We start from the raw sequence: 14239 nt of genomic DNA on the forward strand, positions 1-14239 counted from the left end.
CTATCAAATTATAGCTATACGCATTAAACTTCAAGCTGCAATTTACAACACGATATGAAACCTGATTTCTCCCCGCTTCGCGGGGAGAAATTACATGCATCTTGAAGTGAGATTGGTATACAGCTATTTATAAGGTATATAAGGGCATATTGCCCTTTAATTCCCCACCAGATAAGCATTATTTCTGCAAGACACTCCAAATTTTGTCATAATACCCACTATTCCAGAATCAAAAAAAGAATCCTGAAGCTAAGAACTGAAAATCAGATGCCTAATCAAAATGATAAAAATATGCTAAGTGGGCGCTTTCGTGGCTACTATCCTGTTGTCATTGATGTCGAAACCGCTGGCTTTAATGCGCGTACAGACGCTTTACTTGAAATTGCTGCAACTACTTTAAAAATGGATGAAGATGGTTGGCTAACGCCTGCCAATACGCTGCATTTTCATATCGAGCCTTTTGAAGGGGCTAATCTTGATCCTGCCGCTCTCGCTTTCACTGGTATTGATCCTACAAACCCCTTACGAGGGGCTGTCAGTGAATACTCTGCTTTACATGCAATTTTTAAAATGATCCGCAAAGGCATGAAAGACACGAATTGTAACCGTGCAATTATAGTCGCTCATAATGCCAATTTTGATCACAGTTTTGTTATGGCTGCTGCTGAACGTTCTGGTTTGAAACGCAATCCGTTCCATCCGTTCGCCACTTTTGATACTGCTGCACTCAGTGGCTTGGTTCTTGGTCAGACAATTCTTGCCAAAGCCTGTATCACAGCGGAAATTCCGTTTGACAGCAATCAGGCTCATAGTGCTCTTTATGATACTGATCGAACCGCCCTACTTTTCTGTGAACTGGTTAATCGCTGGAAGCGGTTAGGTGGTTGGCCGCTAGCTTCTACTGATAACGCTAACTGCGGATCCTAAAAAAGTAAGCCCCATCTTTAATAAGTATGGGGCTATAAAAAGTAGCCATTATTCAAATGAATGACTGACCTTATTCCTGCTCACGATATTTATCGGCAGTCTCTTTGATCAGTGTTTGTAGTTCACCACGTTGATACATCTCAACAAGAATGTCACAACCTCCCACCAACTCACCATCAACCCAAAGCTGAGGAAAAGTCGGCCAATTTGCATACTTAGGTAATTGAGCACGGATATCCGGATTTTGCAGAATATCCACATAAGCAAAACGTTCACCACAAGCTGATAAAGCCTGAACTGCCTGTGCAGAGAAGCCACAGCTTGGCAATTTTGGTGAACCTTTCATGTACAACAGAATTGGGTTTTCTCTGATTTGGCGTTCGATTTTTTCAATTACCGCATCAGCCGTTGTATCAGTAACCGTGTTAGTGTTTGTATTGATATTAGTCATTTTTGCTTCCTTAAAAACTGCAAGCGCTATTTATCAGCATAAGATAAAGATTGATTCAGAATACCACTTTCTACGCTAATTTTTCTACCGTGAACTTTGTATGGCAAATTTTTGCCGTGGCTTACCACAAGTGATCACTTAATATTTTCATTTCAACTGACTGTATTCAATCCATATTAAGCTCAGTTCTGCACCAGTTCGCAGCTTAATAGCATCTTTTTCCCTGTTATTTAGCAGAAAAGTTGTTAAGATAATTATCAAAATAGCAACACGATAATAAACTTAAATTTGCCCTGCTCATGGTTCGTGTCTAAGCCATGGTTTGCAGAGCCAAAAACCCGATATTAAAAAAAGGAGCATGCAATGTCTTTTGAATTACCAGCATTACCTTATGCCAAAGATGCCCTGGAACCACACATTTCTGCAGAAACTCTGGAATATCACTACGGCAAACACCACAACGCTTATGTTGTAAATCTGAATAATCTAATTAAAGATACTGAATTTGCCGGAAAATCTCTGGAAGAAATCATCAAAACATCTGAAGGTGGCATCTTCAATAACGCAGCACAAGTTTGGAACCATACTTTCTACTGGCATAGCCTGTCACCAAATGGGGGTGGCGAACCTACCGGAAAAGTGGCAGACGCTATCAACAATGCTTTCGGCTCTTTTGCTGAGTTTAAACAACAGTTCACTGACTCAGCCTTGAAAAACTTTGGTTCGGGTTGGACTTGGTTAGTTAAGAAAGCTGATGGTACTTTGGCTATCGTTAACACGTCTAATGCAGCAACACCATTGACTGGCGAAGATAAACCAGTACTGACTGTTGATGTTTGGGAGCACGCATATTACATCGATTACCGCAATGCACGCCCCCAATATTTAGAACACTTCTGGGCTCTGGTCAATTGGAAATTTGTTGAAGAAAACTTGGCTTAATAAGCCTAATTCTTATACTAGCTTGAAATAATAAGGGCGGGTTTTCCTTTATTCGCGGCATTCCGCATGTTGGAGAACCCGCCCTTAAGGCAAGTGGGGCTACAAATTCTTTTAGAGCTTGATCAGATCAGGCAGAGGCTCCCCAGAAAAATAATCATGATTAATGCACTACTGGCGGCCAATAATCCCAATTTCAGATCTGTATCCATAGAATATCCTCAATGTGAAAATTAAGACACCTCAACACCATAAATTTTAAGCGGTTATTTGCCATATATCGAAAAAACCATACCGCAATATTTAGTACATACTCTTTATAGCATCGATTATTGCTTTCACTTTTGAGCTAGATCAGACAAAATCCAAGGTTTACCGCGAAATTATTGTCAACCATCACCCTGTATATAAATATATTGGCAAACGATTAACAAATAGCTATACCCGACAAGAAAGATAAAGGGTATATAAATTAGGTCAGGAGTCCTTTTTTCATGGCAACGATTAAAGATGTGGCTAAACGCGCTGGTGTTTCGACCACAACCGTATCCCATGTTATCAATAAAACCCGTTTCGTCGCCGAAGATACAAAGGCTGCAGTTTGGGCCGCTATTAACGAATTGAACTATTCTCCCAGTGCGGTTGCCCGTAGCTTAAAAGTTAACCACACCAAGTCCATTGGATTGCTGGCAACATCAAGTGAGGCACCATACTTTGCTGAGATCATAGAATCGGTTGAAAATAGCTGCTATAGCAAAGGTTATACCCTGATTTTATGTAATTCTCATAACAACCTTGATAAACAGAAAGCGTATCTCGCGATGCTCGCACAAAAACGCGTCGATGGTTTGCTAGTAATGTGTTCAGAATACCCTGAGCAACTTTTGAGTATGTTGGAAGGCTATCGTAATATTCCTATGGTGGTCATGGATTGGGGAGAATCCAGAGGCGATTTTACCGATGCAATTATTGATAATGCCTTTCATGGTGGTTATCTGGCGGGTCGTTATCTTATTGAACGTGGCCATCGTGATATTGCATCTATTCCTGGACCATTGGCAAGAAATACAGGGGGAGGCCGCCACCAAGGTTTTCTTAAGGCACTAAAAGAAGCCAATATAGCCATTCGGGATGAGTGGATTGTACAAGGTGATTTTGAACCTGAGTCCGGTTATCAAGCCATGTATAAGATCCTGAATCAAAAACATCGTCCAACTGCTGTTTTCTGTGGTGGAGATGTCATGGCGATGGGGGCGATCTGTGCAGCTGATGAGTTGGGCCTGCGCGTTCCGCAAGATATTTCAATCATCGGTTATGATAATATTCGTAATGCCCGCTATTTTACGCCAGCATTGACAACCATTCACCAACCCAAAGAGCGTTTAGGGCAAATGGCCTTTTCAATGTTGCTGGACAGGATCGTCAATAAACGTGAGGATGCACAAACTATTGAAGTCCACCCACGCCTTGTTGAACGGCGCTCTGTTGCAGATGGACCTTTTATCGATTATCGCCGCTGACAGTTAATTTTCTTGTAGCCATTCGGCATTAAGCGTTTCGCTATCCCCCAGATAATCAAGTAACCAACTTAATGCCGGTGAATGGCTTTTTTGCGACCATGTCAAGCAGCATGGGCTGTCAGGCAATGGTTGTTCAAGTTCAAGTGTAACCAGCTTGCCTTTACGGATCAGCGGTAGAGCACGGTGTTTAGGCACCATGCCTACACACAATCCATCCATCAAACAACTTAATCCAACATCCCAATCAGGAACAATTAATCTCCGTTGATTATCCAAAGCCCATGTATCACGCTTAGGCAAGTTGCGGGAGGTATCTTCGAGGCATAAACTAGGGTAAGGCCGCATTTGGTCATCATTCAATTTTTCCGATATTACTGCCAGTTCGTGTTCAGGGCTGGCTACACACAGCCAAGGCATAAATCCCATATCCCTGAAGCTATATCGCTCACCAACAGGGGAAGCACGTGTCGCTCCGATAGCGACATCCACTCTGCCATCCACCAGAGCATCCCATACGCCATTGAAAACTTCAGGATAAATTAATAATTCAATATCTGGAAAATGGCGATAAAAATCCAAAATTAGCCGAAGCGTTCGCTCTGGTTTTACAACCTGATCAACCGCAATACTAAATTGCCCCCGCCAACCATTGGCAACCTGTTGGCACTGGTGCCGAGTGTGATTCATTTTTTTGATAACAGAACGTGCTTCTTTGACAAAAATTGCTCCCGCTTCTGTTAAATCGACATCACGATGACGACGTTCAAACAGAGGGACTGCCAACCATTCTTCAAGCTGTTTTATCGTATAGCTGACAGCAGAAGGGACACGATGAAGTTCTGAAGCAGCCGCGCTAAAACTTCCTGTTCTGGCAACAGCATCAACGACTTCCAGAGAGTATTCAGACCACATATATCTTCCTTTCAATTTTTTTCACAGCATGGTGCAAATATTACCGTTTCACAAGTAAAAATCATGCTATATAAAATAGGCTAACTATTTCCTTATCCACTACAAAACCTAGTTATTAACACAATGACAACAAATAAAAACGCCATTCCATTTATGTCTTATCTCGCCGGCTTAAGCATGTTAGGCTATCTGGCTATTGATATGTATCTGCCCGCTTTTGATGCAATGCAAGCAGAATTGGGTACATCAACTAATGCTATCAGTGCGAGCCTTAGCATTTTCCTTGCCGGATTTGCTTTTGCACAACTTTTATGGGGTCAATTGTCTGACCGTTTAGGCAGAAAACCTGTTCTTATTATCGGCCTGTCCCTGTTTTCCATTAGTTGTTTAGGTATGCTTTGGATAACGGGTCCTACCCAGTTACTGGTATTAAGGTTTATGCAAGCAGTTGGTGTTTGTTCTGCCGCGGTAACTTGGCAGGCTTTAGTCGTCGACAGATATGATGCAGAACGTACCAAACGTATTTTTGCCATGATCATGCCTTTGGTTGCCCTTTCCCCTGCTCTTGCTCCTTTGTTGGGCGCATGGTTATTGACGCATAATGGTTGGAGAATCATTTTTCTGGTTTTAATGATCGTAACGATGTTGTTGTTAATACCCACATTTTTCCTGACCAATAAACGTACTAATATCGAAACCAACACCGATAAAAAGGCAGTTTCTTTCTTTACGTTATTAACTTCCCCTGTTTTTAACGGAAATGTTTTGGTCTATGCGTCTTGTAGTGCTGGTTTTTTTGCTTGGTTAACAGGCTCACCAACAATTTTGAAAGGCATGGGTTATGATCCTACCGATATTGGCCTAAGTTATATTCCCCAAACTCTGGCCTTTATGATTGGCGGGTATGGTTGCCGTATCTTATTGGAAAAAGTGAAAAGCGAAACGATATTCCCATTTCTATTAGTGGGATATGCTGTAAGCATGATCACTATTTATTTGCTCTCCATATTGAGTGAACCTTCATTTATCGCCATTCTTATTCCTTTTTGTGTGATGGCAGCAATGAATGGCGCATCCTATCCAATTGCAGTAGCAAATGCTCTGTCTGTTTATCCCCAGGATAGTGGTAAAGCAGCTGCATTACAAAATGCCCTACAACTGGGCCTCTGTTTTGTCGCAAGTATGCTCGTCTCTGTATTTATGGAATACCCTCTTCTATCGACGACGACAATAATGGTGCTTACGGTTGTTCCAATGGCTGTCGGTTATTGGCTGCAAAAACAAGGTATTAAAAAAAGCCACCAGGCATAAATAAAATAATTTCCTAAAAAAATAATAGTTAAGAACATTATTATCTAAAGGTTACCCCATTATGTGACCTTTAGATGATTGTTTAAATGCCATTTCACTCATATACTCATACGGTTTAATTATTTTAAAACTTCGGAATTTGAGGTCTTTCAGGGCATTGACGCTCTATTTAATTTTAGGATGAATAGGCAATATGTGCTTTTTAAAACAATTTCTATATTATTTTCCAATAAACCTTCGAGGTTTTATATAATAAAAAATCAGCTATAAAGTGATACCTCAAAATTCCACCACACCAATGTTGGAGAGTATATGAGTTCATCTTTCGTTGAAGGTAAAAAAACAATCACTAATCCTTGGCATAGGATCGCCCACGAATTGCTTCAGGAAGCTGATATCAATATCAATGGCAAACGCCCTTTCGACATACGTGTTAAAAATCCTGACTTCTATAAACGCGTATTGAAAGAAGGCTCTTTGGGTTTAGGTGAGAGCTATATGGATGGCTGGTGGGAATGTGATCGCCTTGATATTTTCTTTTATAAAGTATTACGGGCAGATTTAGAACATCGTATTCCTAAAAATGTCAAAGATATCTTCAAGATAATTATCGCTCGTATATTTAATTTACAATCGCCCAAACGTGCCTGGATTGTAGGTGAAGAGCATTATAATTTAGGCAATGACCTGTTTATTCGGATGCTTGATCCTCACATGCAATATTCTTGCGGTTATTGGAAAGATGCCAACACACTGGAAGAAGCACAATCTCATAAACTACACCTGATTTGCGAAAAACTACAGTTGTCCCCAGGCATGACTGTATTAGATATCGGTTGTGGATGGGGAGGCTTAGCAGCCTATGCCGCTGAAAACTACGGTGTATCTGTCACAGGGGTAACGATTTCAGCCGAACAGCAGAAATATGCCCAGGAACGTTGCAAAGGTTTAGATGTAAAAATTATCCTTGAAGATTACCGAAATCTTAACCTTCAATTTGATCGTGTTGTATCCGTCGGTATGTTTGAGCACGTTGGCCCTAAAAATTATGATAATTATTTCAATATCGTGAAAAAAAATCTAAAACCTGATGGTTTATTTCTTCTCCATACCATCGGCTCCAATGTTGATAAATTAGGTTCCGATGCATGGATTAATAAATATATTTTTCCCAACGGCTGTTTACCATCAATAGCCAAAATTGCCAAAGCAACGACAGGAAAATTTGTCATGGAAGATTGGCACAACTTTGGGGCTGATTATGACCGAACACTGATGGCATGGTATGAGCGATTTACTGCCAGTTGGCATGAAATAGAACACAACTATAGCCCACGCTTTAAACGAATGTTCACTTATTACTTGAATGCTTGTGCAGGTGCATTCCGTGCAAGAGATATTCAGTTATGGCAGGTAATATTCAGTCCGCAGGGTATAGAAAATGGATTGAGAGTACCTAGATAAGATCCCCCATAATACGCACTCCAAGCTACAGAAATAGGATATTTCTGTAGCTTTCAGATTTTGTCGAACCAAATTATTAAAACATCGAAGACACAATCTAGAAATATTTTTATTGCCCTTCAACCTGAAACAATAAATTATTTTGTTCTTTCTGAGCCATAACCCGTTCAACAGTATCGACAATCGCTTGAGTTTGTGGATCAATTTCAATATTAACCTTTTCACCCAAACGTTTTTTGCCCAGAGTTGTGCGCTCCAATGTTTCTGGAATTAAATGAACGCAAAAACGATTATTGACTACATCTCCAATGGTTAGGCTAATCCCGTCAATCCCAATAAATCCTTTATGCAGGATATATTTCATTAACGGTTTATCGTGAATCCGAAACCATATTTCATGGTTATTTTCAGAAGTAAAAATCTTGGTAATTTCTGCTATCGTAATAACATGACCGGACATCAAATGCCCACCTATTTCATCACCGAATTTAGCTGCCCTTTCCAGATTAACTAAATCACCGATTCTCAGTTCACCAAGGTTGGTCAGACGTAATGTTTCTTTCATTAAATCAAAACTGACTAAATCACCAACGATCTTAGTGACAGTCAGACAACAACCATTGTGGGAAACAGAAGCTCCCGTTGCAATTCCGGGTAATAATTCAGCCGGAAATTTAACAACATGGGTCCGAAAATTCATTTTTTCTTCAATAGCAACTATCGGCGCTTTTCCCTGAACGATACCTGTAAACATGGGAACCTCTTTAATAATTTCATCTAGCGGATTAGTTTAACCCACTCACCACTTTTAAACAGCATTTCGTTTAAACATGACTCTGTTTAAATATCATTTTACTTAACTCACTATTTGGGTTGAGTTTAGTTTCAGTTAAGTGTTGCTTCAATCATATCGAGTATAAACATCTTGCAATGATTGGATTAATAAAATGAGTCCTATACAATAGGGCGGCTTATAAGCGATACATTTTCCATTAACATCGTTTGCTCGCAAAATATTTCTTGTTTTTCTTGTTAATTTTCAATCAAAAAAGGTGTAGTACGTGCAGAAATATTTAAATGAAGCGCGTCGTTTGCTCGCTTTGGGGATCCCTATTGTCATCGCACAGTTTTCACAAACTGCGATGGGTTTCGTCGATACTGTCATGGCCGGTAAAGCTGGTGCTGTTGAAATGTCAGCAGTGGCGGTTGGCACATCAATCTGGCTGCCAACCATTCTGTTTAGCCAAGGTTTATTGCTCGCCTTGACGCCAATCGTGGCACACATGAATGGCTCTGGCCAGAGAAAAAATATTGCAGGCCAAATCCAGCAAGGATTTTGGCTTGCAACCATCCTTTCTATCTTGACCATCGTAATACTGTATAACAGCCGATTTATTATAGAGGCACAACATAATATCGATCCTGTATTGGCACAAAAAGCCACAGAATTTATCCATGCGATCATGTGGGGGGCACCAGGTTATTTGTTTTATCAAGTTTTGCGTAGTCAATGTGAAGGATTATCGAAAACCAAACCAGCAATGATAATTGGCCTTGCCGGATTACTGGTCAATATCCCTGTTAACTATATTTTTATTTACGGTAAATTTGGTGCACCTGAATTGGGTGGTGTAGGTTGTGGTGTTGCAACGGCAACCGTTTACTGGATCATGTTCCTGTTGCTGCTTGTCTATGTGAAGCACTCTCCTTCCCAAAAAGATATCCAAACATTCAAAAAATTTGGGGGTCCTGAATGGCATACGCAAAAACGTATTACACTGCTTGGCCTACCTATCGCTTTGGCGCTGTTCTTTGAGGTTACCCTGTTTGCTGTCGTTTCGTTATTGGTTTCTCCGCTTGGCGTTGTGGCTGTTGCTGGGCACCAAATATCACTCAACTTCAGCTCCATGATGTTTATGTTCCCTCTGTCATTGGGGATAGCTGCAACTATTCGCGTTGGCTATAACCTGGGCCAACAATCAATAGAAGGCGCTAAGATATCCGCTTATACAAGTATTATTGTTGGCTTAATTATTGCCTATGTGACAGCGACCTTTACGGTACTGTTTAGCAAACACATTGCGTTTATGTACAACGATAATCCTGAAGTCGTTCTTCTTGCTTCCCATTTGATGTTGTTTGCTGCTATTTACCAGCTTTCTGATTCGGTTCAGGTCATTGGATCAGGGATACTACGCGGATATAAAGATACACGTTCTATTTTCTTTATCACTTTTATTGCTTACTGGCTCTTAGGGCTACCTAGTGGTTATATTCTGGCATTGACTGATTATGTCACTCAGCCGATGGGGCCACAGGGTTTCTGGATTGGGTTCATTATCGGTTTAACCGCATCAGCATTTATGATGGGCTACCGTATCCTATGGACACAAAAACAGCCAGCCCATGATGTACTGAAACGTTCTACTCGTTAATTCAGTACTTTTTTACCAACACAAGGGGAAAAGCTGCTAATTCATGCTAAAAGATGTAAATGCGAGCAATTGAACAAGAATTTGCATTTTCCCCTTGCCAGAAAGCTCAGTGCCCGTTAATATTCGTCCCCGTTGTCAGTCACGGAAATTTAGATTGCGTCCGTAGCTCAGTTGGTTAGAGCACCACCTTGACATGGTGGGGGTCGGTGGTTCGAGTCCACTCGGACGCACCAAATATCCGGTTGACAAAAAAGAATCTTAATGTGCGTCCGTAGCTCAGTTGGTTAGAGCACCACCTTGACATGGTGGGGGTCGGTGGTTCGAGTCCACTCGGACGCACCATATCTCATTCATCACTTCACACTTTTCTTGTTCTGCTTACATTTTCCAGTTTTTTCACTCTAACATTCCTTTGCTTACATGCCAGTTGTTACCTGATCTGCTTGCGTAGTAAAAATTCCATTATATTTTGTTTGCGCAACAACTCTCTGATTTCTTTAATCATGAGTCATAACTATCTCCTCTTTTCTGTATGGAAATCCTTTCGAGAGCCATTTTTTGATTCATTTCACAGAAATTAGTCTCTATAATACGTTTATGTCATAAGTTGAATGGTTTCAGCCAATTAATTTACCGAATTCAGAAAAAATTACAGATGATTAATCAAACTAAATCCGCATATCTACACATGCCTAAATTCACGCTGAAAAACTATTTGACTCTTACATTATCTATTTTCTATTGCTATCCGTTTTCACTATGTTGCGCAACCCATAACACCAGATGATGCTGGCATAGACGTTAATGGCTGGCGATTCACTCTTTTAATCCATTAAAATCAGTAGATAGATTGTCATGAAAAAAACCAAAATTGTTTGTACTATCGGGCCAAAAACAGAATCCGAAGAGAAATTGACCGAGTTGCTTAATGCTGGTATGAATGTGATGCGCCTGAACTTTTCTCACGGTGACTATGAAGAACATGGTCAGCGCATTAAAAATATTCGCGCGGTTGTAGCTAAAACGAGCAAAAAAGCAGCAATATTACTGGATACTAAGGGTCCCGAAATCCGTACCATGAAACTGGAAGATGGCAATGACGTCTCTCTTATCGCGGGCCAAACTTTCACCTTTACAACAGATAAATCTGTTATTGGCAATCGAGATCGTGTCGCTGTAACGTATACTGGACTGCCAGAAGATTTGAAACCAGGAAACACTGTATTGGTTGATGATGGTTTGATCGCCATGACAGTTAAAGCAACTACCGCTACTGAAGTCATCTGTGAGGTATTGAACAACGGTGACTTAGGTGAAAACAAGGGTGTTAACCTGCCAAATGTTTCTATCAACCTGCCTGCACTGGCAGAAAAAGATAAACAGGATTTGATCTTTGGTTGTGAGCAAGGCGTAGATTTCGTTGCGGCATCTTTTATCCGTAAACGCTCCGATGTACTGGAAATCCGTGAACACCTGAAAGCTCATGGTGGCGAACACATCCAAATTATTTCCAAAATTGAAAATCAAGAAGGCCTAAATAACTTCGATGAAATTCTCGAAGCGTCTGATGGCATCATGGTTGCCCGTGGTGATCTGGGTGTTGAAATCCCAGTAGAAGAAGTTATCTTCGCGCAAAAAATGATGATCGAAAAATGTAATGCAGCTCGTAAGGTTGTTATCACTGCCACCCAGATGCTGGATTCAATGATCAAAAACCCACGCCCTACCCGCGCTGAAGCCGGCGATGTTGCTAACGCTATTTTAGACGGTACCGATGCAGTAATGCTTTCTGGTGAAAGTGCGAAAGGAAAATACCCTGTTGAAGCCGTTTCTATCATGGCAACAATCTGTGAACGTACAGATCGCGTTATGGGCAGCAAAATTGAACATACCAGAACTCAGAAATTGCGTGTTACCGAAGCAGTGTGCCGTGGCGCGGTTGAAATTGCAGAAAAATTGGAAGCTCCATTAATTGTCGTGGCAACATATGGTGGTAAGTCTGCAAGATCTATCCGCAAATATTTCCCTAATGCCTCAATCCTTGCGTTGACAACAAATGAAATCACAGCTCGTCAATTGCTGTTGGTCAAAGGTGTTTCCACCCAGGTTGTCAAAGAAATCGCCTCTACCGATGATTTTTATCGCCTTGGTAAAGAAGCCGCATTGGCAAGTGGTATGGCACACAAAGGGGATATCGTTGTTATGGTATCCGGCGCATTAGTACCAAGTGGCACCACAAACACTTCCTCTGTTCACGTGCTATAGGCCAAATAACAGTACTGCCTAAACTTGGCAGTACTATACCAATATAACTTCAAGATGCATGTGATTTCTCCCCGCTTTGCGGGGAGAAATCAGGTTTCATAGCGTGTTGTAAATTGCAACTTGAAGTTTAATGCGTATAGAATCATAAAGAAACCCATATTTGTATAATACAAATATGGGTTTCTTCATATTTTACTATTTTCTCCATTTATGTTTGAGTCAAAAGATTTTTTATATACCCATCTAACTTCAAAATGTATGTGATTTCCCCCCGCCTTGCGGGGAGAAATCAGGTTTCATATAGTATTGTAAATGGCAACTTTAAATTTAATACGTATATAACAATAATTCGTGTTAATTTAACAATATTAATTCAAACATCCTTTTATCATTAAAAATAATTAAACATATAAGTTACACTATCATTTGTGTTGCCTTTTATTGCCGATATCCAAAAAATTATTGGTTTATTTTGAAATAAAGAATAGTGAAATTTTTTTCATAGCAAAAATTTATTCTCTTTCCAAAACAGTTTGTGTAATACTTAGATGGCTACTTGGTGATTAACTTAATCTAGAGGGTAATGTAATGAATCGTACTAAAGTTGTATTTGGTGCAGTAATTCTGGCTTCTACTCTGTTAGCGGGCTGTTCAAGCGCTACTAAAGTTGAACAACTTGCCTCTCAGGTTCAAACTCTCGGTTCCAAAGTTGACCAATTGAGCAGTGATCTCAGTTCTGTTCGTTCTGATGTACAATCAGCCAGAGACGAAGCTGCTCGTGCGAACCAACGCCTTGATAACCAAGTTCGTTCATACAAGAAATAATTTTTATAGTAGGAAAGTCAGTAGAAATTATTGATAAAAAATGGCGTACAGTAGTACGCCATTCCTATTTCTTAGGTTTCAGGTTGGTAAATCGGCCCTGGTTGATGTAGTGGTGGCATATTGGTAACTAACCCTATATTCACTTGTACTGGCATACCTGAACGACGAATAATCGCTTGATCAACAAGAAATTCATCTGTTTCACGATGATTAACGAACTTCACTAATCCTTCAGAACGTGAGATCGGCATTGTTTGTGGATCATCTGTCTCTTTATTAGACAGTGGCTGATGAACTTCCACATAGCGCTTACCATCTGGCTCTACAGAATATTTCACCGGCTCATTAATAACTTGGACACGGGTTCCTCGTGGGACAGTCCGAAACAAATTTTCAATATCCTCAGGCCGCAAACGAATACATCCTGAACTCACACGCATACCAATGCCAAAATTCGCATTTGTACCGTGGATCAGATACTCGCCACGCCCAGCAGCCAAACGTAAGGCAAAATCCCCCATTGGATTATCAGGACCTGCGGGTATGACAGCAGGCAAAATAATTCCCCGACTAGCATAATCCTTACGAATATTAACGGTTGGTGTCCATGTCGGGTTTTTAATTAATTGGCTGACTGACGTTGTCATAATCGGCGTGTTACGCCCAAGTTGGCCTATTCCAATAGGATAAACAACAACATAATTTTTTCCCTCAGGAAAATAATAAAGCCTAAGCTCAGCCAGGTTGATAATAATTCCTTGGCGGGGAGTGTCTGGAAGCAGCATCTGTGATGGAATAATTAACTCAGTACCTGGTTTAGGTAAGTAAGGATCGACACCAGGATTTGCTTCCAACATCGCTAATAATCCTATTTGGTATTTGGCAGCAATGGATTCTAATGGACGCCCATCATCGGGCACAATATAGGTAGAGTTTTCGCCAATCAGGCGGCTATTGGCAGGAGGCAATGGATACTCGATAGCATGGGCGATATTGGTCAATCCACTTAACGACAACATGCCAATCAAGAACATGCCGATAACAGTTAAAAATCGCTTCATACGTGCTTCCTGAAAATGATGCTTGAATGTGGTGGTTAATTAATAGCCTATTTTGCAAAACTATTCTATCTTATTCGTAGTAATCAAAGCGGGATTGATATCGTTTGACTGTTCCCATCAGGTAAATAC

At 40.6% G+C, this 14239-nt stretch carries 12 protein-coding genes and 2 tRNA genes; 10 read left to right on the top strand and 4 right to left on the bottom strand.

Annotated features, from left to right (window positions below):
- The first annotated feature begins 267 nt into the window (after window positions 1-267).
- Window positions 268-927, top strand: a complete 660-nt coding sequence (rnt, locus tag WDV74_RS09480; protein WP_338882481.1) for a ribonuclease T — start codon at window positions 268-270, stop codon at window positions 925-927.
- Window positions 928-997: 70 nt separating this feature from the next.
- Here rnt and WDV74_RS09485 read toward each other — a convergent pair whose 3' ends face one another.
- A complete protein-coding gene (locus tag WDV74_RS09485) occupies window positions 998-1378 on the bottom strand; it encodes a Grx4 family monothiol glutaredoxin (protein ID WP_189760907.1) in 381 nt (126 codons plus the stop codon).
- A 363-nt stretch (window positions 1379-1741) separates the two neighbouring features.
- On the opposite strand from WDV74_RS09485, the gene sodB reads away from it, so the two are divergent.
- Both sodB and purR read left to right on the top strand, forming a co-directional pair.
- Window positions 1742-2320: a superoxide dismutase [Fe] gene (gene sodB, locus WDV74_RS09490; protein WP_338882482.1), complete on the top strand. Its 579-nt coding sequence runs from the start codon at window positions 1742-1744 to the stop codon at window positions 2318-2320.
- 491 nt (window positions 2321-2811) lie between these two features.
- Entirely contained in the window at window positions 2812-3837 is a 1026-nt protein-coding gene (purR, locus tag WDV74_RS09495; protein ID WP_338882484.1) for an HTH-type transcriptional repressor PurR, read from the top strand.
- A gap of 3 nt (window positions 3838-3840) precedes the next feature.
- Here purR and punR read toward each other — a convergent pair whose 3' ends face one another.
- The gene (punR, locus tag WDV74_RS09500; protein WP_338882485.1) at window positions 3841-4749 is read right to left on the bottom strand and encodes a DNA-binding transcriptional activator PunR; all 909 of its coding nucleotides are present in this window, start codon (window positions 4747-4749) and stop codon (window positions 3841-3843) included.
- A 123-nt stretch (window positions 4750-4872) separates the two neighbouring features.
- Here punR and punC point away from each other — a divergent pair, with 123 nt between their 5' ends.
- On the top strand, window positions 4873-6060 hold the full coding sequence (gene punC / locus WDV74_RS09505) for a purine nucleoside transporter PunC (RefSeq protein ID WP_338882487.1): 1188 nt from the start codon (window positions 4873-4875) through the stop codon (window positions 6058-6060).
- 312 nt (window positions 6061-6372) lie between these two features.
- The gene (gene cfa, locus WDV74_RS09510) at window positions 6373-7524 is read left to right on the top strand and encodes a cyclopropane fatty acyl phospholipid synthase (protein ID WP_338882488.1); all 1152 of its coding nucleotides are present in this window, start codon (window positions 6373-6375) and stop codon (window positions 7522-7524) included.
- 109 nt (window positions 7525-7633) lie between these two features.
- On the opposite strand, the gene WDV74_RS09515 is transcribed toward cfa, so the two are convergent.
- The gene (locus tag WDV74_RS09515; RefSeq protein WP_338882489.1) at window positions 7634-8278 is read right to left on the bottom strand and encodes a riboflavin synthase subunit alpha; all 645 of its coding nucleotides are present in this window, start codon (window positions 8276-8278) and stop codon (window positions 7634-7636) included.
- 307 nt (window positions 8279-8585) lie between these two features.
- Between WDV74_RS09515 and WDV74_RS09520 the strand changes: the two genes are divergently transcribed.
- From WDV74_RS09520 to WDV74_RS09540, 5 genes are all read left to right on the top strand, one after another.
- Window positions 8586-9959 (top strand): MATE family efflux transporter, encoded by a 1374-nt coding sequence (locus WDV74_RS09520; protein ID WP_338882490.1) that lies wholly within the window; start codon window positions 8586-8588, stop codon window positions 9957-9959.
- A gap of 156 nt (window positions 9960-10115) precedes the next feature.
- A tRNA-Val gene (locus WDV74_RS09525) sits at window positions 10116-10192 on the top strand.
- A gap of 32 nt (window positions 10193-10224) precedes the next feature.
- Window positions 10225-10301 (top strand) — tRNA-Val (locus tag WDV74_RS09530).
- A 513-nt stretch (window positions 10302-10814) separates the two neighbouring features.
- Window positions 10815-12224 (top strand): pyruvate kinase PykF, encoded by a 1410-nt coding sequence (gene pykF, locus WDV74_RS09535; RefSeq protein WP_338882492.1) that lies wholly within the window; start codon window positions 10815-10817, stop codon window positions 12222-12224.
- 588 nt (window positions 12225-12812) lie between these two features.
- A complete protein-coding gene (locus WDV74_RS09540) occupies window positions 12813-13049 on the top strand; it encodes a major outer membrane lipoprotein (RefSeq protein WP_338882493.1) in 237 nt (78 codons plus the stop codon).
- A 71-nt stretch (window positions 13050-13120) separates the two neighbouring features.
- Here the strand turns inward: WDV74_RS09540 and WDV74_RS09545 are convergent, their stop codons facing one another.
- Complete coding sequence (locus WDV74_RS09545) at window positions 13121-14110, bottom strand: L,D-transpeptidase family protein (RefSeq protein ID WP_338882494.1); 990 nt, start codon at window positions 14108-14110, stop codon at window positions 13121-13123.
- Between the last annotated feature and the right edge of the window lie 129 nt (window positions 14111-14239).

Source organism: Xenorhabdus sp. TH1, from assembly GCF_037260955.1.
GTDB classification, from domain to species: Bacteria; Pseudomonadota; Gammaproteobacteria; order Enterobacterales; family Enterobacteriaceae; genus Xenorhabdus; species Xenorhabdus griffiniae.